Raw genomic sequence first — 20,463 nt, forward strand, 5'->3', positions numbered from 1 at the left:
AAAAATCGCCTATTCTATACGTTTCCCTTGTGTAGTAAAAGAAATACCTTGTTGTCCTGACGTGGAAATCATCACGCTTTCAAAAAGAGGTTCATGGGTATTGGGGTTTATGGTCCAATCAAAAAGAAAATTGGCCCCTGTGCCACCTTCTTGGTCTTTTTCGTCAATAACAATTTCCACCGTTTCCATGGGAGCAATGTAAATAGGCTGGTCAAAATACGTTCTGATGGAATGTCCCTTAGTGTTGAAATAGTCAGCTTTGTTGATGAAAATGGTATCAGTAGTATTGGTATTTCGCATGCTAACAGTTACCGTTAAGTCATGGGTGCGATGCTCCGATTCACTATAAATTTGAGAGTAAACAGAAAGGTAGGTACTGCCAGTTGAAAGCGAATCGCTTAAACTGTGCTGTAGTGTTCTGTTATCCCAATTTACGGGATGTATAGAGCTTACCTGGGAATTGTTTTGGCAGCCCTGTATTGAAAAATATAATAATAAAAGTATGGTGAGGTGTTTCATGAGCATTTTCAATCCTAGGAGTTTAACATTGAAGATATTAAATTTTCAGAAATTTGAACTACATAATGATCGCCTTTTACAATCATAATTTGGTTTTCCATGATTCAATGGTTATTAATAATGTACACAAAGGAGGCATCTATTTACTTCCCAATAGATGCTTCATTGCGTTTCACTTCATTCTGAATGACAAGACTATGAGGGCTTCCGAAGAGCGAACTAATTTTTTCCATGAATAGGCTAAATAGCTGCTCCATAGCAGCCCCATATCAACCCTATAGTAACCCTATGGAAACCTATGGGGTTTTTTTAAATGAATTTATGGCTCAGACCTCCTTAGAAAAATGCCGGATATGGTTATCATTTAAATAACAAAACCTATTTATTTAGAAATCTGCGTCAATTTGGTTAACTTTATGAAAATCAAAATAATAAGTGATTTTTGTGTAAAATTTTAAAGTTAAAACAATAAATAAACAGCCATTATGAAAGAAGCAAACCCTTCGGGGGTATTTCACGATGTTCATGACATACGTGTATTGGATAAGGAAGTTCCTGAAATAACGGATGACAGCGTAATTATTAAAGTAGAAATGACCGGTATTTGTGGTACCGACTTACACATTTACCATGAAGGACTCGTGCCTCAAGGATCGGTATTGGGACATGAGTTTTGTGGTGAATTGGTAGAAGTAGGAAAGGACGTCAAAGATCTAAAAGTAGGCGATCGGGTTGTGGTCAATCCTATGTACAATGGGGTAGGACTGGGACCTAGTCCAGGTGGTTTTGCCAAATTTGTGAAAATTGATAAGGCCAAGGCCAATCATAATATATATGTCATTCCCGATACTATTTCTAGTGAAAAGGGAGCATTGGTGGAACCTTTCTGCGTAGGCTTGGCGGCCATTAATAAAACACAGTTGACCGCCAAAGACAATGTATTGGTATCCGGTTGCGGAACCATAGGCTTGGTAACCATTGCAGGTCTCAAAAGTAAGGGCGTAGAAAATATTATAGCCTCGGATATTAGTGAGAAACGGTTGGAGTTGGCCAAAACATTGGGGGCCAAATACACGTTTAATCCAAAAACGGATGGCAGCCTTAAAGATAAAGTAACGGAACTTTTTGGAAGTGTAATGGCTCTGGATTATTCTGGGAAACTCCCCAATCTAACAGCAGCTTTTGAATGTTCTGGGGTAAGCGCCCTATTTGGACAATGTTTGGAACTCTTGGCGCCCGATGGTAAATTGACTGTTTTGGCTATTTATAGTAAAGATATGACCATCAGTCCAAATCATGTGGTGTACAAACGTTTGCAGATAAGAGGATCATTGTTTTATTCCAATGAGGATTTCTTGGAAGCTATCGATTTAATGGATAAGGGAATCGTGGATTTGACGCCTATAGTGAGCCATCATTTTCCTTTAACCGATTTACCTAAAGCTTTCGAGGTACAGTCGGATAGTAGCCAATCTGTAAAAGTAATTGTAGACAGTATTTAATCGTTACTCTAAAGTATCGTTAAAATAAAAATCGGTGGTTTCAATAGAGAAACCACCGATTTTTTATGGAAGCAATCGTATTATTTTTCTTCTGTAGTGACATCCACTATTTCATACATATTTTTGCCGTCTACTTGTATCGGCTGGTAGTAGGTGTCTCCATATTGTACATAAGTAATGTCCCCTATTTTAACTTCTTCACCGCCTTCCGGTAATCCAGGTACAATGGTGCCCGCAGTAGCGGGAACTACCACATAACCTTCGGCATTTTTTTCATAAAAAGCGCCTCCGTAGTAATAATTGTTAGTGTTATTAACCGTGACAGTTTGAGCTTCTTGTGGAATGGAAGGGACTTGGGCGCCTACAGGAGCTTGTACTGCCACAAAGCCTTCTTCGGTTTTGAGGTAGTAGGTGCCGTTGTCATAATGATATTCTTCATGGTCATCAGTGGCAGCATCAATAATACTTACAACAATGGCGGTCGTGGCTAAAGTAGTTACAAAATAGCCCCAAGGATGCCAATAGCTTCCCCAATAAAACGGACGGAAAGGGTGGTAATAGTAAGGATGGTAGGAATAGTAAAAGTGACCTCCGTAATGATGAGGAGGTCTATGATAAGGCCTAGAGTTGTGGCGTACATAGGTGTTGTGGTGGTTCCTATTATTTACGTTAATATTAATATTGGTATTCCCGCCAGGGCGATTGTAATTGTTTCCTGGCCGATTATTATTGTTCCCAGGTCGGTTCGCATTATTATTTGGCCTGTTATTGTTGTTATTTCCAGGACGATTGTTGTTAGCGTTGTTGGTTCCTGGTCTATTGGTGGTATGGTTTTTTACATTGGATGTAGGGCGGCTCGTTGAGGTTGCAGGCCTGGTGGTTGTAGGTATATTGGTTGTGGGTTTGGTGGTAGTAGGTTTACTCGGGGTTTTGGTACTGGTACTAGGCCGTGTGGTAGGTCTGGTTGTGGTGTGACCCCCATTGATAGTGGGTTTGGAAGTGGTAGGTCGCGTAGAGCGATTGACTTTTGGGGTGGAAGCAGGCCTGCTTCTACTTGGTGTTGCTCTAGACATAGAATGTCCCCCTCCGGCAGGTCGGTGGTTGAGGCGTTGCGCAAATAGATTGGAAGGCAAACTAAGGGCTACTAACAAGGCTAAAGCGCTTAGATAGGATTTTATAGTGGAAGAAATTACAATAGATGGTTTCATAATAAAAGGCATTGCGAGATTATAACTTGGACATAACACTAATAAGTTTGGAATTGGCCGGAGCTGAAAAAACAAAGGTTTCATCGGGAATGACAGGGCTTAGGTTCCAGTTGCTAAAAACACTTTCGTATTGACGGTTGTGCTCATCTTTATGGGTAATTAAAAAGCGCTTGGGCATATTGGGCGCATTTTTGGATACCCAAATTTCAACCTTCATTTTGTCATTGTCGGCAATAACATGGTCGCAATTTTCACCTTCTACCTTAGAAGAACCTTTGTATTTAACAGATTGGAAGTCGTCTAAAATATCATCTACAAAATGAGGGTAAAAAAAATCGGCTGAAGGAAACTCAAAGTCGAAGCGTTTGTGCATGTCATCAATCATTTCTAATGTGGTATTGGGGGTTTCCAAGGTGATATAGTTATTTTCATCATAGGAATAATAGGTTAGGAAAGAACCGTCGTACCAATAGCCTTTATGACCAGTATCTCCTTGTATTTGTATGAGTAATTTGTCGGGCCCCGAGAATTGGACATCACTGCTCCGGTGATATTTTACAAGTTTGTTATCGGCATTGAGGGTGTCTATTGAGTTTTTTACATGGACACTGCAAGAGGTCAATTCACTAATGGCGTCCGTCATTTTATCCAATACGCGCACGGCTTCGGCGTCGATATCTTTGGCTTTTTGAGCATGCCCTAACAATGGAAGGGTCATAAGAATCATTACTAATAGAAGTACTTTTTTCATAATAAGAAGCTTGCAATTGAAAATAAACACGTTGGTTCTTGAAGTGGGGCTATGTCTTCGAGGACATTGGAATTTTAAAGGTACTTAAAAATTGTCAATTATTACAAGATATTTTGAAGGTAAATTATTGTTAATCAAAAAGATATGTGAAGCCTGATTCTTTTGTGTTTTCTGAATATATGGAGGCTAACTTCACTCAATATACTTTGTATGGAATTCAACTTAGAAGGCTTCCGTAAAGTTGAAATACAATCCAGAAGATTCCCTTCCTATACCAAAATCAATTCTAACATTCATGCGGGGTTGCACCTCAAAACGATACCCGATTCCAAAGTTTGGAATCCACTCTTCAATACTATCGGGATTATAGGCAATGGTACCAGATCCCAACCATGTCACCACGCCGTGTTTGCTCATGTTTCCGTCGTTCTTTAAAAACATATGGCGCCATTCCGCTAGAAAATATAGACCCGTACGGTCTCTATAATGTCCTTCAATATAACCTCGTAAACCATCGCCGCCGCCTAATTTGGTGAGTTCTTCATAAGGGATGTCGCCACTACCAAATCTACCGTAGAGTTTAAGGGCAATGGTGTTTCCCGGCCGATGGATCTGTTGGTAGGTCCTAAAGTCTAGCTCGTAGATGTTATAATCGTTATCACCTCCCAAATAATCCCCATAAAAACCTGCGGCAAAATTGAAGAAGTAGCCTTTATAGGGGTTTACAATAATGTCCCTACTGTCATAATTCAAGGTGAAAGTTAAGCCCGCATTAAAATTATCGGGTCCAAATTGATTGTAGTAGGCATCTTCGTCCATAACAGGGTTGGTTTCCAGAACCTTGGTAGAGTTAAAGTCGAATCCTCCACCAACATATAAATGCTTTATGGGCTGGTACATGATCAATGGTTTGATAATAAATTTTTGACGCTTAAAGGCTGTGGTGGAATCGCCTTCTTCCAATTGTTTGATATTTGAAAAACCTACTCCGAAATAATTGTCATTAGCCACGGAAAATTTGGCCAAGATATTCGCACGAAGTTTGTCATGCAGCCAAAAGGTCCTAAGGTTGGAGTTAAAGCCAAAATTACCCTTGGTACTTATAAAGCCCATAAAAGGGATGGATGAACGCTGTATCAGGCTGTCCTTTCGATTAGTTTTAAAGGTGTAGATCATCCCCGCACCAACCAATAGTCCATTTTCTGGGGTATAGCCGGGACCAGCAATAATGCTCAAAAATGGACGTCCTTGGGCAATAGCACTGTCTTTCTTTTGTTCCCTTTTTTCCATGTACCCTTTAATGCCTTTGTGCTGACCTTGTATCTGTATGACAAACAGAAAGGAGAGAATTGCAAATAGAAATTTTTTGTGCATAGCGTTAAATTTTAAAATTCAAAGCAAATAGGGTTATGGCATAAAAAGGGGTTTTATTGTAATAGTTCTTTATAGGATCTTTTTTTGATTCCAAAGCGGTATTGCAAGCCTGTCATTAAAAAGCGTTGGGAGTCTGCCACACCATATTCGCCACGTAACATCCAATGTTTGTTAAGTTGAAAATTGAAACCAAATTGAAAGGTGATGGATTGAACAAGTTCTTTACGAATAAAATAGTTAAAACTAGTTCTAAACACACCGCTATCATTTACCCGTTCCTGAATAGTGGTAAGGGCTTGGTTTTGGGCCTGTAATTTTATTTTCTGGCCCGGTGGTGTGGTTGGGTTGTCTATCAGCTCTTGGTTTGCTGCAATTTTATCCTCCACTTTTTGGTTAAAAGTGGCATCCAGATCTGGGAATACTTCATTGAGGTTGATTTGGCCACTGCTACCATCGGCACCTACAAAATCGCGGTACATCATTCCTATATAGGGAGCTATAAAAATGTCTTTTCTGCGTTTGCTTAACCTGAAGGAGTGTCCTAAGCGGGCAGAAAGGGTTAAATAGCCAATCTGGTCTTTAAGCAGGTCGGTATCGGTACGCGAATAATTTAAATCGATGCTGGAGAAGTAACGGTTCCATCCAAAAACCAGGGTTGTTCCTACCCCATAGGCTAGCGCGTCAAACTCAACTTCTGAGGAAAACTCAGGCAACTGAAGCATGATTTCACCGGTATCGTCTTTCCAGGTGGGTTGCAAACTTACATTGGTGCCTCCTTTTACAACAGAGAAGAGGGTGTATATGTTCAAAAAGGGCAGTACCCAAGCATCGGCCCTAAAATTGGCTCCGTTGGTGGTACCATTTACTTCTTGAAAATTTAAGGTTTCGGAATTGATAATTCCCGATAAATCTGTATCGCCAACCAAAAGTTGGAATTCGGTAATTTTCAAATCCACAAAGGCATTCACGTAATTAACATTTAAGCCGAAGGGCAATTGCATTTGGTCTGCCATTCCCCGCTCCTGAACTTTTTGTCCCCAGACGGGTAACACATAAGGGTAGGTGTTGGCAATGATACTATCTTGTGTTGTTTGATTGGTATAGGAATCTTGGGCATTACTTTTCATATTCCCAAAAACAATTAAGAAAAGAGCGGTCAAAAAGATATTTTGAACACAGAAAGGGGTATTGTTGGATAAAATTGTGAGGGTCATGGATTCTTGAATTTTTTGTTTGTGGCTTATGTTGTTTTTGAGGCTTTGATGGAAGAAAGTAATTGGCTGAAATCTGGGCACTTTCCAAAATCATGTAAGGCATTCATGGCTTGTTTCATGGTGATGGGATGATACTCGCAATTTGATTTCAGTATATATTTAATTTGCCCGGCATCCATTTTAGGAGCGTCTGGCAAATAAAGAGTAAGGTAAGAATGATGGGTGTCATCGGTTATAAAACCAATGGTGTAATGGGTGTCTTCTTTAAGGAGGACAGCTTTCCATGCACCTGAACTTTCTAACGTGTTTTCATCCAAAAGACGGTATTTGAGCATTTGGAAAGCAGGGAAATGAAAAAACAGCCGTTGTTCGGTTTTGGGGCTCCATTGGGTTAGGAATCCTCTCTGGAGCAACAGCCCCACTCCTGCGCAAATTAGGAAGAGCAACACTAGGCTCATCAAGGTCACCGAAGCGGTTCCAAACACCGAATGCAGATCAAAAATATTGGAAAGGGCTTTTGCTAAGGGCAAAATTAGTTTTAGGGCCTTTCCAAATAACATGATCAGGATAAGCGTAGGGACCATAAAAAACAAACCTCCAATAAAGATGCTTTGTGAAGATTTTTTTATGAATGACATAGTGCTGATTCTTAAGGTGATACATAAATGTACGAAAAAGATTTAAGAACCCTAAAGAATTGTATGTCAGTAATTACGACGTAAAAAGGGAAGTTGTCAGTTTATTTTACAAACTACTTGTATTTATTGGGATTGAAGCACTTATAATATTTACCACTCATTGATTTTGTTGGAGTCCAATTTTATGAAAATGAACAGTAAAATAGTGAAACCCCAAAGCCCAGAACCTCCGTAACTGAAAAAAGGCAGCGGGATACCCACGGTGGGGATGAGCCCCATAACCATTCCGGTATTAATGGTGAAATGGACAAATAAAATGGAAGCTACACAATAGCCGTAAACTCTACTAAATTGACTCTTTTGCGATTCGGCGAGGTAGAGTATTCTTAAGATAAGCGCAACAAAAAGGACGACTACCATAGTGGTGCCAGCGAATCCCCATTCTTCTCCAACGGTGCTAAAAATGTAATCGGTGTGTTGCTCTGGAACAAATTTACCAGTAGTACGGGTACCTTGTAAATAGCCCTTTCCTGTTAAGCCTCCAGAACTGATGGCTTTTTCAGATTCGTTGAGGTTGTAGAGAATGGTCCGTTTCATTTGTTCCAATTTGTCTGGGTCTTTTTCCAAACGTAACCATAGACTGATGCGGTCCTTTTGATGGGGTTTTAGAACGTGGTCATAAAAATTCCGTACCGCAAAAGAGAAGCCAATGCAAAGCGCCAAAATGGTCAAAGGTATTAATATGGAGGCTTGTTTCTTTCGCTTATAAAAATAGAGTCCCAAAATAATAAGAGCAGAGAATAGGGAAGTGGGCAGTACTCCAAATTTTAAGGATAGCACTGATAGTAGCATGATGATGACACCAATAATCAAATAAATTTGTTGAATCCCTTCTCTATAAAATACAAAAAAGAAAGAGGCGTAAACAATGGTGCTACCCGCATCATTTTGTAGAAGGATCAATAATGCCGGTATAAAAATAATGGCAATGGTTTTTAATTGGTCTTTAAGAAATTTCAAGTTAGTCTGTAGGTCACTAATGTGCTTCGCTACAGCCAACGAAGTTGCGAATTTTGCGAACTCACTTGGCTGTAAGGTCATCCCGCCAATACCATACCAAGAGGTGGCGCCATTAACGTTTTTTCCAAAGACAAATAGACCTGCCAAGGAAATGAGGGATACCAAATAAATGACACTGGCAAAACGTTCATAAAACTTGGCTTCTATGGAAAGGATGATTACAATGAGGACCAAGGTCATCATGATAAATATAAGTTGTTTACCATAAGGCTGGTCCATGTCAAAGTAATTGGTAATGTCTCCCATATGCGAAGCAGACATGATATTGAGCCACCCAAAGCCAACCAAAATCAAAAAAAGTATGATCGTTATCCAATCGAAACGTAATCCTATATTCTCTCTATGCATGCTTTATGGGTTCCATGTTGGGGGTATGGTGATGTCGTTGTCTGAATCAGGCTTGTCGCGATAGTTCTCTATCACCTGAAGGGTGGTATGCCCATTTATTTGGAAAGGTTTTCCAGAATAAGGTTTGCTATATTCGTTTTCCAAACTGTGTGTTAAAATCCAATTTTCCATATCGGTTCGGGAAATAGTGCCTTTCAAATATTTTTCAATCATAAGGCTGGCAATACGTCCGGCAAAACGACTTCCCCAATAACCATTTTCTACAAATACAGCGATGGCGATTTTTGGATCGTCTTTCGGGGCAAAAGCCACGAATATGGAATGGTCTGTCAACTGGGTTTTAACCCCATCTATTTTGGTGAAGTTCTCAGCAGTCCCCGTTTTTCCACAAATCTCTATTCCAGGAACCTGTAAAGTCTGGGCTGTTCCTTTGTTGTAAACGTCAAACATTCCTTGAATGACCGGTTCAAAATGTACTTTGTCGATTGTGGTATTATGCCGGGTAAGATATTTACTGTCTATAGTATCGTTTTCAATCTTTTTAATGATATGCGGGGTGTAAAAATACCCGCGATTCCCTATAGCGGCGGCCATATTCGCTAATTGGATTGGAGTTGTCAAAACTTCTCCTTGTCCAATGGCATTAGATAGGGTAAAAGTGGTGTACCATCTATTTTTGCCATAAGCGCGGTCATAGGTGGAGGCATCAGGAATTTTACCTGGCTGACCAATACGTAGGTCATACCCTAGGTAATCTCCTAATCCAAAACTTTTAACATGGTTACTCCAAACATCCATGCCTTGGGCGGGAGTTTCATATTTGTCCATAATGCGTCTGTACACATTGGCAAAATAGGAGTTACAGGATTTGTAAATTCCAATATCCATATCGGAAATACCGGAGTGGCCGTGACAGCCCATTTTTCTGTTCCCATAGCTATAACCATGATTACAGGTAAACCGGTCTCTAGGTGTTACCACACCTTCTTGAAGGGCGATAAGAGCATTAATGACTTTAAATGGAGACCCAGGTGGGTACATGGCTTGGAGTCCGCGATCTAAAAATGGTTGCGATAAACTGTCTAGATAAAGCTTGTTGAAGTTTTTGGAACGGTCTCTACCTACCAAAAGATTGGGGTTGTAGCTTGGAGCCGATACCATGGCCAAGATTTCACCACTGCTGGGTTCTATGGCAATAATTCCTCCACGCTTGTATTTCATCAACAGTTCTCCATATTCCTGAAGTTTGGAATCGATGGTAATGGTAATGTCCTTTCCGGGTTGGGGTAAGGTATCGTAGATGCCATCTTTGTATGGACCAATGTTTCGGTTGAAACGGTCTTTTTGTATAAATTTAATACCTTTTACACCTCGCAAGACTTCTTCGTAGGAAAATTCAACGCCTTGTTTCCCAATAAGGTCACCCATTTTGTAGTAAGGCTGTTTTGCGATTATAGCATTGTTCACTTCCCCAATATCCCCCAGAACATTGGCGCCAACTGAAGTTTGGTAATCTCTAAGAGATCGTTTTTGGATGTAAAAGCCCTCAAACTTGCGCATTTTTTCCTGAAGAATAGCGTAATCTTTTTTGGATAGTTGCGGTACAAAAACCGAAGGAAGCCTTGGCGAATAGTGATAGGCCTTGTCATAAAGACGGGTAAAATCTTCCTTGGTAATTTTTAAAAGTTCACAAAATTCTAGGGTGTCCAAAGGCTCCACTTCTCGTGGAATAACCATGACGTCATAAGACGGTTGGTTGGCAACCAATAAAATGCCGTTTCGGTCGTACACATAACCTCGTTTGGGGTAATCGTATACCTTTCTAATGGCGTTGTCTTCAAAGAGGTTGTAGGCAGTTTGGTTATAGATCTGTAAGTAAAACAACCGGGCAATAAAGATAATTCCAACAAGGAGCACCGTTGAAAAAAGTAATAATTTTCTCATCTACGTTTTCTGCTAAATAATACCGTAATCAATAGGCTTAGTATTATAGTAAAAATACTTGAGAATAACGTCTTTTGCAGGACTAAAATTATTTTTGAAATGTTAAAAACTTCCAAAGAAAACATCATAAAATGATGGATTACGGTACCAATGGAAAAATAGACCAAACGACGTCCAAATTCTGTCTGACTGAATTTGATGCTTTGGTGTTCATAAATCATCCCAAATGAGAACTTTAGGATCGCTGGCCTGATAAACGCTAAGGTGACACACGCAGCTGCATGGATGCCTCCGGAATCCGAAAAAATATCTACCAATAGCCCTAATAGAAAACTTAAGAAAATGATAAGTGATCTATTGGCTCTTACCGGGAATAGGAGGATAAATAAGATATAGGGATACGGATTGATGTATTCCAAAAAGTTAACATGATTAAGCACCAATACCTGCACCAATAGTAAGGAGACAAACTGGATAATTATATTTACATTACTGTTATTCATCTACCGATTGTTCCAAGGTTTTAATTTCTTCTGCATCGGTATTCTCGATGATATATACATGACCAATGTTAGTCATGTCATTAAAAAGTTTCACATCTATGGTATAGGTGTCCCCACTTATATCCGTGGTAAAGGAATCTATGGTTCCAATGGGGACGCCTTTCGGGAAAATAGTAGACTGTCCTCCTGTAATGATGGTGTCGCCAACCGCTACCGGGGCAAACTTAGAGATGTCTGTGAGTTGTACCAATTCATAGGATTTGGTATTCCAAACCAAAGACCCAATGTGATTGGAGTTTTTTAGCTGTGCGTTGATTTTACTCTTGGTATTCAATATGGAAAGTACCGTAGCATATTTATTGGAGGTATTTTCAATAATACCCACAATGCCTTGTGAGGTAACCACCCCAAAATCCTGTTTCACGCCATCACGCTCTCCTCTGTTGAGCATTAGGTAATTTTTGGTAGCTGAATAACTGTTTTTATAAACTTTTGCCGGAATAAACCGAAATACCCCTCCATAAAAGGAAGTATCCTTTTGGAACTCTTGAGTGGTATCGGCAATTTGTGAATTGTATAGTAAGGTTTTTAATCTTACGTTTTCTTCCACCAATTGTTCGTTTTCGGTCTTTAGGTTAAAATACTGTCCAATACCATGGGCGCGTTTATAAATGCCGCCAGTAAAGAAGTTGGCGGAGCTAATAAATTTACTTTTATGGTAGGAGTGGGACTGAATTGTTAAAGCAAGCGAGATACCAAATAAGAGCAAAAACAAAAGCACGATTTTGTTGCGTATAACAAAGTTGATGATTTGCTGCATCTAGTATTCCTTATTTTATCAATACACTTTTAAATCTAGGTAGGTTTTTAAGTGTAATTCCTGTTCCTCTTACAACGGCACGCAATGGGTCTTCGGCGATGTAAACCGGTAAATCTGTTTTAAGTGATAAACGTTTGTCCAATCCTCGTAGCATACTTCCTCCACCTGCAAGATAGATACCGGTGTTGTAAATATCGGCTGCCAATTCTGGTGGGGTTTGGGAAAGGGTTTCCATTACGGAATCCTCAATTCTCAAGATGGATTTATCTAAGGCCTTAGCAATTTCTCTAAATGAAATTTGTACCTGTTTAGGTTTTCCTGTTAACAAGTCACGTCCTTGAACGCTCATGTCGTCTGGAGGTAATTCCAAATCCTCGGTAGCAGCACCAATCTGGATTTTTATTTTTTCGGCAGTACGCTCTCCAACGTAAAGGTTGTGTTGCGTACGCATGTAATAAATGATGTCGTTGGTAAATACGTCACCCGCAACTTTTACCGATTTATCACATACAATTCCTCCCAAAGCAATCACCGCAATTTCCGTGGTTCCTCCACCTATGTCCACAATCATGTTTCCTTTTGGTTGCATGATGTCAATACCAATACCAATGGCAGCGGCCATCGGCTCATGGATCAAATAAACTTCTTTTCCATTTACACGTTCACAGGATTCCTTTACCGCACGCATTTCTACTTCTGTAATCCCAGAAGGGATACAAACTACCATGCGTAGGGCTGGAGAAAACAGCTTCTTTTTAAGCGCAGGAATGTTCTTAATAAACATACTTATCATCTGCTCAGAGGCATCAAAATCGGCAATTACCCCATCTTTTAGTGGGCGAATGGTTTTGATGTTTTCGTGTGTTTTACCTTGCATCATGTTGGCTTCTTTTCCAACGGCAATGATTTTTCCAGATACACGGTCTCTGGCAACTATGGATGGGCTGTCTACAACAACTTTATCGTTATGTATGATGAGTGTGTTTGCTGTTCCTAGGTCTATAGCTATTTCTTCAGTAAGGAAATCAAAAAATCCCATGTGCTATTTTGTAATTATTTGGGTTTATATCTATCTGCTTTTTCACATTGTTGTAAATGTAATAAAACTTGCTAAATATACAGCCTTTAATTGGTATTCTAATTATATGTAAAATAAAAGGCACTCATGTGGTACGGAGACCTACAGGAGTGCCAGTTTTTATGATAAATTTCCACAAAGTGGACGCTTTATTAGTGCTTAAAGTGACGTGTTCCTGTAAATACCATGGCCAAACCATGCTCGTTGCAGTAGTCTATGCTCAATTGGTCTTTGATGGAACCTCCTGGTTGAATTACAGCTGTAATTCCTGCGTTATCTGCAATCTCTACACAGTCTGGGAATGGGAAAAATGCATCACTTGCCATTACCGCTCCTTTCAAATCGAAGTTGAAAGATTGCGCTTTGTGTATAGCTTGGTTAAGAGCGTCTACACGGCTAGTTTGTCCCGTTCCGCTGGCACACAATTGCTTGTTCTTTGTCAATACGATTGTATTGGATTTGGTGTGCTTACAAATTTTGGAAGCAAAGATCAAATCGTCAAGTTCGGCATCGGTTGGTGCTTTGTCCGTTTTGGTTTCAGTACCCTCTTTAGTGTCGGATACATTGTTGCGGTCTTGCACCAAAACACCGTTAAGACAAGTTCTAACGTGAGTTTGGGCCAATTCAGCATCATTCTGTACCAACAGGATACGGTTCTTTTTACCTTTTAAAAGTTCTTCAGCTTCCGCAGTGAAACCTGGAGCAATTACTACTTCACAGAACAATTGGTGAATTTCTTCGGCTGTAGCCAAGTCAATTTCTTTATTGGCAATCAAAACACCTCCAAAAGCAGAAACTGGATCTCCAGCCAAGGCATCTACATAAGCTTGGTGAAGGGTGTCGCGTTGTGCCAAACCACAAGCGTTGTTATGTTTTAAAATGGCGAAAGTTGGCGCGTCATTTTTAAATTCATCCATTAAGTTAACGGCAGCGTCAACATCCAAAAGGTTGTTGTAGCTTAATTCTTTTCCGTTAAGTTGGGTGAACATGGCGTCGAAATCACCGTAGAAGAATCCTTTTTGGTGAGGGTTTTCTCCGTAACGCAATACTTTACCTTTTGTTTCACTTACTTTAAGGGCTGGGATTTCAAGTTCTTGGTTGAAGTAGTTGAAAATGGCAGAATCGTAGTGGGAAGATACGTTGAAAGCTTTGGCTGCAAAACGGATGCGGTCAGCTTCAGAAGTTTCTCCTTTTTTGGTTTGTAACAATTCCAAGAATTCAGCATAGTCTTCAACGGAAGATACACAAACTACATCGGCGTAATTTTTGGCTGCAGCACGGATCAAGGAAATTCCTCCGATATCAATTTTTTCGATGATATCTTGGTGTGCGGCTCCAGAGGCTACAGTTTTTTCAAATGGATACAGATCAACAATTACTAAATCGATTTGAGGGATGTTGAACTCAGCTAGCTCGGTTACATCGCTCTCGTTGTTCTGACGGTTCAAAATACCGCCAAATACTTTAGGGTGTAAAGTTTTTACACGTCCTCCCAAAATAGATGGGTAAGAGGTCACATCTTCAACAGGGACAACATCTATCCCAAGGTCTTTAATGAAAGTTTCAGTACCTCCAGTAGAATAAATGGTTACGTTTTGGGCGTGAAGCTCTCTCACGATTGGTTCCAAACCTTCCTTGCTAAAAACGGAGATTAATGCCGATTTAATAGTTTTGTCAGTATTCATTTTGTTCTTGTTTAGTTTCCTTTTCTTACGGAAATGACAGTTATTTTTGTAGGCTTCCATCCCAATTGAAAGCCTCATTTTTTTTAAAGTGCAAAAATACACATTCTTAAAGAAATTGCCACCTATTTGTGGAGGGTTTATTTTAGTTTTTTTGTAACACAAATACGTTAAAAACGTCCTATCTTTAAATCAGTAAAAAATCATCTCTATAAATGCTGCTTTACCTAAGGTTATTAAAAGAAAGTTTTGGATTTGCCTTAAATGCCCTTCGTAACAATAAACTCCGTACTGCCCTGTCTTTGTTGGGAGTTACCATTGGGATTTTTTCAATCATTGCCATTTTGGCTGCGGTAGATTCTTTAGATCAAAAAATCCAGGAAGACCTCTCAGGGTTGGATAAAAATACCATGTACATTACCAAATTTTCTTTTGGGCCAACCGATGTGCCTCGATGGCAACGCGAAAGATATCCGCAAACGGGCTATGATGACTATGAATTTATAAGAAGAAATGTTCCGGAAATAGCGGCCTGTGCTTTTGTGATTTTTGGAGGTAATGAAACCATACGGTATGAAGGGGAAACGGTTTCTGGCGTAAATATTACTCCAGTTACCAACGAGATTTATGATATTGAGAATTTAACCTTGGAGAAAGGCCGTTTTTATACCGAATCCGAATCTGTTACAGGGTCGCCGGTAATTGTATTGGGCTATAACTTGGCAGAGAGTTTGTTTGGAACCATAAATCCTATCGGGAAACAAATTCGTGCCTATGGGCGAAAATTGACTGTGATAGGGGTGCTGAAAAAGTTTGGGAACAATTTTGGGGATTCCCCGGATGAAAAGGCATGGGTGCCGGTAAATTTTGTGAGACGCTTTCAAACTGGAGGTGTCGATGGTGTTCCTGGAGCAGTTATTGTAAAGCCTGAAAAAGGGATAGATTTGGGTGGCTTTGAACAGGTGCTAAAACAAAAGTTTAGAAATTATAGAGGTTTAAAGGCGGATCAGCCTGATGACTTTTTTGTCAATAAATTGTCTGGGATGACCAATATGATCGATAATATTCTTGGAACCATGAATGTTATGGGATGGATCATAAGCGGTTTTTCTCTTTTGGTTGGTGGCTTTGGGATTGCCAATATTATGTTTGTAAGTGTGAAGGAGCGTACGCACCTTATCGGGATTCAAAAATCACTGGGCGCCAAAAACCGATTTATCCTGTTACAGTTTTTATTTGAAGCTGTTATTTTGGCTGTGTTTGGTGGCTTAGTCGGCTTGGTGCTGGTTTGGATAACCTCCATTATTGCCTCTCAATTTACAGGAGATTTTAAGTTTATTCTATCGATTCCAAATATGATGTTGGGCTTCTCGCTTTCTACGGCAATTGGCTTGATATCTGGAGTGATACCGGCTATTTCAGCTTCAAAATTAAATCCGGTGGAAGCTATTAGAACTGGAATGTAGTTTTCTTTTTAGGAAAGAATTTTGGAAACCTGAGCGCATACATACTCCAAAAAGCGTTCGTCTGCTTCGGTAAACGGATCTGGTGTGTTGGAGTCGATATCTATCTGTCCAATGTTTTCACCGTTTACAAAAATAGGAATCACAATTTCGGCCTTCACCGTAATGCTACAAGCAATATAATTGTTCTGTGCTGAAACATCTGGAACCACAAAGTTTTGATTGCTTACGGCTACTTGTCCGCAAATTCCTTTTCCAAAGGGAATAATCGTGTGGTCTGTTGGTGCCCCAACATAAGGCCCTAATTTCAACTCCTCCTTATCACCGTTTCTGAAATAGAATCCAACCCAGTTGTAGTATTCAACATTGGCTTCCAAAAGGGAGCAGATAGCCAATAGTTTTTCGTCTACACTTGAAGATCCTTGCATGATGCTGTCTACTTGGGGGATAAGCTGGTCGAAATTCATATTGTTTAAAAGTTTTTGTAAAAGTATTTAAAAGCGGTTATACCAAAACTTCAATTTGTATAAATTTAACAATTCAATTTTTAGGGATTAGTGAAGGAATTATTGCTGAAATACAAAGACGTTGTCAAGTTTATTGTCACCTTTTTAGCGGTGTACGCGGTGTTGGTAATTGGATATAGGATGTATTTGCAATTCAGTACAGGTGATAGCTATTACCCAGATTATATCACCAATTTGGTAGCAAGACAAAGTAGGGAGGTGGTTGAAAATTTTGGTTACGATGCTAAAATTGAGCCCCATCCAGATGAGCCCTCCATGAAAATGATTGTCAATGATGTGTTCTTGGCGCGAATCGTTGAAGGGTGCAATGCTATAAGCGTTATTATTTTGTTTGTGTCATTTATAGTGGCGTTTGCAGGAAGGTTAAAACCTACCATTGTTTATTTGTTGGTGGGGAGCATCTTGATTTATGCCGTGAACGTTATAAGGATTGCCCTTTTGGCTTTGGGCTTATATCATTATCCCGAAAGTCAGGAAGTGTTGCATTCGGTGATGTTTCCTTTAATTATTTATGGGATGTTGTTTTTGTTGTGGATTATATGGGTGAATCGCGTGTCGGTTTCAAAAAAGGAAAATGGAGAAAGTAACTAAATACATCCTGATAGCTATTTTGATAGGTCTTTTGGTCTTGATTCGTTTTTTTGAAAATGAGCTCTTCTATGATCCCTATCTGTTGTTTTTCAAAAATGATTACCTATATATGGACAACCCTAGGCAGGAAGTTTTTAAACTGACCCTGTATACAACCTTGCGGTATGTGTCGAATTCCATAATTTCTTTGGGGATTCTTTTTGTAGCATTTAAGGATTGGAGTATTGTAAAGTTTTCGGGGCTCATGTATGGTATTGCCTATGTGATTTTAATTGGCTTATTCCTGTATTTTGTCTTGTCGCCAAAACAATCACAATATTACCTGTTCTTTAATATTAGAAGGTTTTTAATTCAGCCAATAGGCTTGTTGTTGCTGTTGCCGGCGTTTTATTGCCAACGATTAAAACGATAAATGTTAAGTCTATTGTAAAGTGAAGTTTCTCTGTACTATTTTTAATACATTTGTGCTGTGAAAAAGAAGCAGGTACATAAAGTGTTGTCTGTAGCAATGGCCATTTTGGTGTTGTTGTCAACCATTTCCTTAACGGTTGTAAAGCATTATTGTGGCGATAATCTTATTGATGTAGCTGTGTTTTCCGAGGTTGAAAAATGTGGGATGGAAATGAAAGACCATACGCAGACTTCGGTAGAAAAAAAGTCTTGCTGTAAGGATGAAGTAGAAGTGGTGCAAGGACAGGACAATCTAAATACTTCCGATTTTGATAAACTCGATTTTGGGCAAAAGGTCTTTTTATCCAGTTTCGTTTATAGTTACATACATCTTTTTCAAGGGGAAACCAAAGCGCATGTTCCCCATGAATATTACACTCCCCCAAGCTTGGTTGCAGACATACAGGTGCTCAATCAGGTATTTATCATTTGATTTTGGATTACTAGCGCAATAGCGCATGGAATTTATTTTTAATGCTTCACTTGAGGCAACATAATCAATTGATATCATCATGAAATACCTTATATATATATTGATGTTTCCGGTATTCGCTTTTTCTCAACAAGAGGTTAAAGGAATGGTCATGGAAGCAAATAATGAAAATAAACATATCCCTTTGGCGGGTGCCAATGTGTACTGGCTTAACACTTCCGTTGGAGCTGTTACGGATATTGATGGAACCTTTACGGTGCCCTATGAAAAGAGTTATACCCAATTAGTGATAAGCTATGTTGGGTATAAAACAGATACCTTAACTATTACCGAACCAAAAATGATTCACCATTGGCTGCAGCCTACAAGTGAATTGGATCAGGTAACGGTAACGTCTAGAAAGCAGGCAACTTCAAAATCTTATTTGCAGGCTCAAAATACCATGGTGGTGAGCAGCGATGAATTGTTGAAAGCGGCCTGCTGTAACCTCTCAGAGAGTTTTGAAACCAATCCCTCCATCGACGTGAATTTTGCCGATGCCATTTCGGGAACACGTCAAATTAAAATGTTGGGATTGACCAGTCCGTATATTTTAATTGCAATGGAAAATATTCCAACGGTGAGAGGAGCGTCCCAAGCTTATGGGTTGAGTTTTACGCCGGGGACTTGGGTGGAAAGTATTCAAATCACGAAAGGAGCAGGAAGCGTGGTGAATGGCTATGAAAGTATTGCAGGGCAAATCAATGCCGAATTGCAAAAGCCTACAAAAGATGACAAACTATTTGTAAACCTATACGGTGCCAGTAGTGAGCGTGTGGAATTGAATACACATTTCAATACGAAGCTTAGTGACAAGTGGAGCACGGGTTTGTATTTGCATGGTAATCGTCTCAATAAGGAGCACGATGTCAATAATGATGGGTTTTTGGATATGCCGTTGTATAAGCAGATCAATGTCATGAACCGCTGGCAGTATACAGATGCTGAAAAGGGGATTGTGAGCTTTTTTAACTTTCGATATTTGGATGACCAGAAGCAAACTGGGCAGTTGGACTTTGATCCAGAAACCGATAAGTTGACTACCAACGCCTGGGGGAGTGAGATAGATACAAGACGGTTTGACTTTTCTGGGAAGTTGGGCTATGTAAATCCAGAATTACCTTGGCAAAGTTTAGGTTTGCAATTTGCGGTGAGCAATCATCAGCAAGATTCTTATTTCGGAACTCGGGTTTATGATATTGAGCAAAGCAGCATTTATTCCAACCTTATTTATAATTCTATCATAGGGGATTCACGCCATAAAATAAAGACGGGAGTAAGCTTTACGTATGATCATTTTGATGAATTGGTAGAGGCTACAAATTTTGCGAGAATAGATAATTCGGTTGGGGCCTTTTTTGAATACAATTTTGACAATCTAGAAAAGCTGAACCTTACTGCAGGTTTGCGCGTGGATCAACACAATCGCTTGGGCTTTTTTGTGACGCCTAGAGTGCATGTTCGCTATACGCCTTGGGAAAAATCGGCGTTTAGAGCTTCTTTTGGAAGAGGGAAACGTTCGGCCAATATTTTTGCTGAGAACCAAAGTCTTTTTGCCTCCTCTCGACAAATCCAAATCCTCAATTCAGGAGGGCATATTTATGGTTTGGATCCTGAAATTGCGTGGAATTATGGAGTGTCCTATCTCCAAGGATTTAATTTGTTTGGTAGAAAAGCAGATGTAACGTTGGACTTTTACCGTACCGATTTCCAAAATCAGGTAGTGGTGGATTTTGAAAATCCGCAGATGGTGACTTTCAGTAATTTGGATGGTGACAGTTATGCCAATAGTTTTCAGGCTGAATTGAACTATAATTTGTTTGAGCATACAGATGTGCGCTTTGCCTATAAATATTATGATGTAAAGACTCAATATCAAACGGGTAAAAAAGAGAAGCCGTTAACTCCAAAACACCGTTTGTTTGCAAATGCCAGTTATGAAACCCACATGAAAGACAATGGAGGGCAATGGAAATTTGATGCGACCTATAATTGGTTGGGAGAACAGCGATTTGCTTCAACAAGTAGTAATCCAGTTACTTATCAATTATCCGATTACACGCCTACCGTGGGTACCTTGAATGCCCAAGTGACAAAAGTATTTTCTCCAAAATTTGAAGTATATTTAGGAGGTGAAAATATCACCAATGTAAGGCAGGGTAATCCTATTTTGGCGGCGAATGATCCCTTTGGGCCTTATTTTGATTCAACCTATGTGTATGGTCCAATTTTTGGAAGTATGTATTATGCTGGGTTGCGTTTTAGAATTCAATAATTAATAAAAAAAATAACTTGTAGA

19 protein-coding genes are annotated in these 20,463 nt (G+C 39.6%); 6 read left to right on the forward strand and 13 right to left on the reverse strand.

What is annotated here, in order from left to right:
- Nucleotides 1-9: 9 nt before the first annotated feature.
- A complete protein-coding gene (locus AC6I5C_RS05680; RefSeq protein WP_497904317.1) occupies nt 10-519 on the reverse strand; it encodes a DUF3124 domain-containing protein in 510 nt (169 codons plus the stop codon).
- 485 nt (nt 520-1,004) lie between these two features.
- Here AC6I5C_RS05680 and AC6I5C_RS05685 point away from each other — a divergent pair, with 485 nt between their 5' ends.
- Entirely contained in the window at nt 1,005-2,021 is a 1,017-nt protein-coding gene (locus tag AC6I5C_RS05685; RefSeq protein ID WP_076662175.1) for a zinc-dependent alcohol dehydrogenase, read from the forward strand.
- A gap of 80 nt (nt 2,022-2,101) precedes the next feature.
- On the opposite strand, the gene AC6I5C_RS05690 is transcribed toward AC6I5C_RS05685, so the two are convergent.
- From AC6I5C_RS05690 to purH, 11 genes are all read right to left on the reverse strand, one after another.
- Complete coding sequence (locus AC6I5C_RS05690) at nt 2,102-3,229, reverse strand: DUF6515 family protein (RefSeq protein WP_497904318.1); 1,128 nt, start codon at nt 3,227-3,229, stop codon at nt 2,102-2,104.
- A 19-nt stretch (nt 3,230-3,248) separates the two neighbouring features.
- Complete coding sequence (locus tag AC6I5C_RS05695; RefSeq protein WP_497904319.1) at nt 3,249-3,980, reverse strand: DUF2092 domain-containing protein; 732 nt, start codon at nt 3,978-3,980, stop codon at nt 3,249-3,251.
- 222 nt (nt 3,981-4,202) lie between these two features.
- A complete protein-coding gene (locus AC6I5C_RS05700) occupies nt 4,203-5,354 on the reverse strand; it encodes a BamA/TamA family outer membrane protein (protein ID WP_497904320.1) in 1,152 nt (383 codons plus the stop codon).
- Between the two features lie 53 nt (nt 5,355-5,407).
- On the reverse strand, nt 5,408-6,568 hold the full coding sequence (locus tag AC6I5C_RS05705) for a hypothetical protein (RefSeq protein ID WP_497904321.1): 1,161 nt from the start codon (nt 6,566-6,568) through the stop codon (nt 5,408-5,410).
- A 26-nt stretch (nt 6,569-6,594) separates the two neighbouring features.
- Complete coding sequence (locus tag AC6I5C_RS05710) at nt 6,595-7,206, reverse strand: DUF502 domain-containing protein (protein ID WP_497904322.1); 612 nt, start codon at nt 7,204-7,206, stop codon at nt 6,595-6,597.
- Nucleotides 7,207-7,356: 150 nt separating this feature from the next.
- Nucleotides 7,357-8,634 carry a rod shape-determining protein RodA gene (gene rodA, locus AC6I5C_RS05715; protein WP_497904323.1) on the reverse strand — a complete coding sequence of 426 codons (1,278 nt, stop codon included), beginning with the start codon at nt 8,632-8,634 and terminating at the stop codon, nt 7,357-7,359.
- 3 nt (nt 8,635-8,637) lie between these two features.
- Entirely contained in the window at nt 8,638-10,578 is a 1,941-nt protein-coding gene (gene mrdA / locus AC6I5C_RS05720; RefSeq protein ID WP_497904324.1) for a penicillin-binding protein 2, read from the reverse strand.
- A complete protein-coding gene (locus AC6I5C_RS05725; protein ID WP_076662167.1) occupies nt 10,575-11,081 on the reverse strand; it encodes a rod shape-determining protein MreD in 507 nt (168 codons plus the stop codon). The genes mrdA and AC6I5C_RS05725 overlap by 4 nt, the downstream gene beginning before the upstream one ends.
- Nucleotides 11,074-11,862 carry a rod shape-determining protein MreC gene (gene mreC, locus AC6I5C_RS05730; protein WP_316931770.1) on the reverse strand — a complete coding sequence of 263 codons (789 nt, stop codon included), beginning with the start codon at nt 11,860-11,862 and terminating at the stop codon, nt 11,074-11,076. Before mreC ends, AC6I5C_RS05725 begins: the two co-directional genes overlap by 8 nt.
- A gap of 49 nt (nt 11,863-11,911) precedes the next feature.
- The gene (locus AC6I5C_RS05735) at nt 11,912-12,940 is read right to left on the reverse strand and encodes a rod shape-determining protein (RefSeq protein ID WP_053975958.1); all 1,029 of its coding nucleotides are present in this window, start codon (nt 12,938-12,940) and stop codon (nt 11,912-11,914) included.
- Between the two features lie 191 nt (nt 12,941-13,131).
- Complete coding sequence (gene purH / locus AC6I5C_RS05740) at nt 13,132-14,664, reverse strand: bifunctional phosphoribosylaminoimidazolecarboxamide formyltransferase/IMP cyclohydrolase (RefSeq protein ID WP_053977045.1); 1,533 nt, start codon at nt 14,662-14,664, stop codon at nt 13,132-13,134.
- 212 nt (nt 14,665-14,876) lie between these two features.
- Between purH and AC6I5C_RS05745 the strand changes: the two genes are divergently transcribed.
- Entirely contained in the window at nt 14,877-16,127 is a 1,251-nt protein-coding gene (locus AC6I5C_RS05745; protein WP_497904325.1) for an ABC transporter permease, read from the forward strand.
- An 8-nt stretch (nt 16,128-16,135) separates the two neighbouring features.
- Here AC6I5C_RS05745 and AC6I5C_RS05750 read toward each other — a convergent pair whose 3' ends face one another.
- Entirely contained in the window at nt 16,136-16,591 is a 456-nt protein-coding gene (locus tag AC6I5C_RS05750; RefSeq protein ID WP_497904326.1) for a GAF domain-containing protein, read from the reverse strand.
- Between the two features lie 90 nt (nt 16,592-16,681).
- On the opposite strand from AC6I5C_RS05750, the gene xrtF reads away from it, so the two are divergent.
- From xrtF to AC6I5C_RS05770, 4 genes are all read left to right on the forward strand, one after another.
- On the forward strand, nt 16,682-17,242 hold the full coding sequence (xrtF, locus tag AC6I5C_RS05755; protein WP_497904327.1) for an exosortase family protein XrtF: 561 nt from the start codon (nt 16,682-16,684) through the stop codon (nt 17,240-17,242).
- Nucleotides 17,226-17,654 carry an exosortase F system-associated membrane protein gene (locus AC6I5C_RS05760; protein ID WP_497904328.1) on the forward strand — a complete coding sequence of 143 codons (429 nt, stop codon included), beginning with the start codon at nt 17,226-17,228 and terminating at the stop codon, nt 17,652-17,654. The genes xrtF and AC6I5C_RS05760 overlap by 17 nt, the downstream gene beginning before the upstream one ends.
- A gap of 57 nt (nt 17,655-17,711) precedes the next feature.
- Nucleotides 17,712-18,125 carry an HYC_CC_PP family protein gene (locus AC6I5C_RS05765; protein ID WP_497904329.1) on the forward strand — a complete coding sequence of 138 codons (414 nt, stop codon included), beginning with the start codon at nt 17,712-17,714 and terminating at the stop codon, nt 18,123-18,125.
- A 79-nt stretch (nt 18,126-18,204) separates the two neighbouring features.
- On the forward strand, nt 18,205-20,439 hold the full coding sequence (locus tag AC6I5C_RS05770) for a TonB-dependent receptor (protein ID WP_497904330.1): 2,235 nt from the start codon (nt 18,205-18,207) through the stop codon (nt 20,437-20,439).
- Nucleotides 20,440-20,463 lie beyond the last annotated feature (24 nt).

The sequence above is a fragment of the Mangrovimonas sp. sgz306409 genome (genome assembly GCF_059735265.1).

Bases quoted from the DNA above. Each gene is read 5' to 3' on its own strand.
- AC6I5C_RS05725 (WP_076662167.1), bottom strand. From the start codon at position 11,081: ATGAATAACAGTAATGTAAATATAATTATCCAGTTTGTCTCCTTACTA.
- AC6I5C_RS05735 (WP_053975958.1), bottom strand. From the start codon at position 12,940: ATGGGATTTTTTGATTTCCTTACTGAAGAAATAGCTATAGACCTAGGA.
- purH (WP_053977045.1), bottom strand. From the start codon at position 14,664: ATGAATACTGACAAAACTATTAAATCGGCATTAATCTCCGTTTTTAGC.
- AC6I5C_RS05705 (WP_497904321.1), bottom strand. From the start codon at position 6,568: ATGACCCTCACAATTTTATCCAACAATACCCCTTTCTGTGTTCAAAAT.
- AC6I5C_RS05710 (WP_497904322.1), bottom strand. From the start codon at position 7,206: ATGTCATTCATAAAAAAATCTTCACAAAGCATCTTTATTGGAGGTTTG.
- AC6I5C_RS05770 (WP_497904330.1), top strand. From the start codon at position 18,205: ATGAAATACCTTATATATATATTGATGTTTCCGGTATTCGCTTTTTCT.
- AC6I5C_RS05685 (WP_076662175.1), top strand. From the start codon at position 1,005: ATGAAAGAAGCAAACCCTTCGGGGGTATTTCACGATGTTCATGACATA.
- rodA (WP_497904323.1), bottom strand. From the start codon at position 8,634: ATGCATAGAGAGAATATAGGATTACGTTTCGATTGGATAACGATCATA.
- AC6I5C_RS05745 (WP_497904325.1), top strand. From the start codon at position 14,877: ATGCTGCTTTACCTAAGGTTATTAAAAGAAAGTTTTGGATTTGCCTTA.
- AC6I5C_RS05750 (WP_497904326.1), bottom strand. From the start codon at position 16,591: ATGAATTTCGACCAGCTTATCCCCCAAGTAGACAGCATCATGCAAGGA.
- AC6I5C_RS05700 (WP_497904320.1), bottom strand. From the start codon at position 5,354: ATGCACAAAAAATTTCTATTTGCAATTCTCTCCTTTCTGTTTGTCATA.
- AC6I5C_RS05760 (WP_497904328.1), top strand. From the start codon at position 17,226: ATGGAGAAAGTAACTAAATACATCCTGATAGCTATTTTGATAGGTCTT.
- AC6I5C_RS05690 (WP_497904318.1), bottom strand. From the start codon at position 3,229: ATGAAACCATCTATTGTAATTTCTTCCACTATAAAATCCTATCTAAGC.
- mrdA (WP_497904324.1), bottom strand. From the start codon at position 10,578: ATGAGAAAATTATTACTTTTTTCAACGGTGCTCCTTGTTGGAATTATC.
- AC6I5C_RS05680 (WP_497904317.1), bottom strand. From the start codon at position 519: ATGAAACACCTCACCATACTTTTATTATTATATTTTTCAATACAGGGC.
- AC6I5C_RS05695 (WP_497904319.1), bottom strand. From the start codon at position 3,980: ATGAAAAAAGTACTTCTATTAGTAATGATTCTTATGACCCTTCCATTG.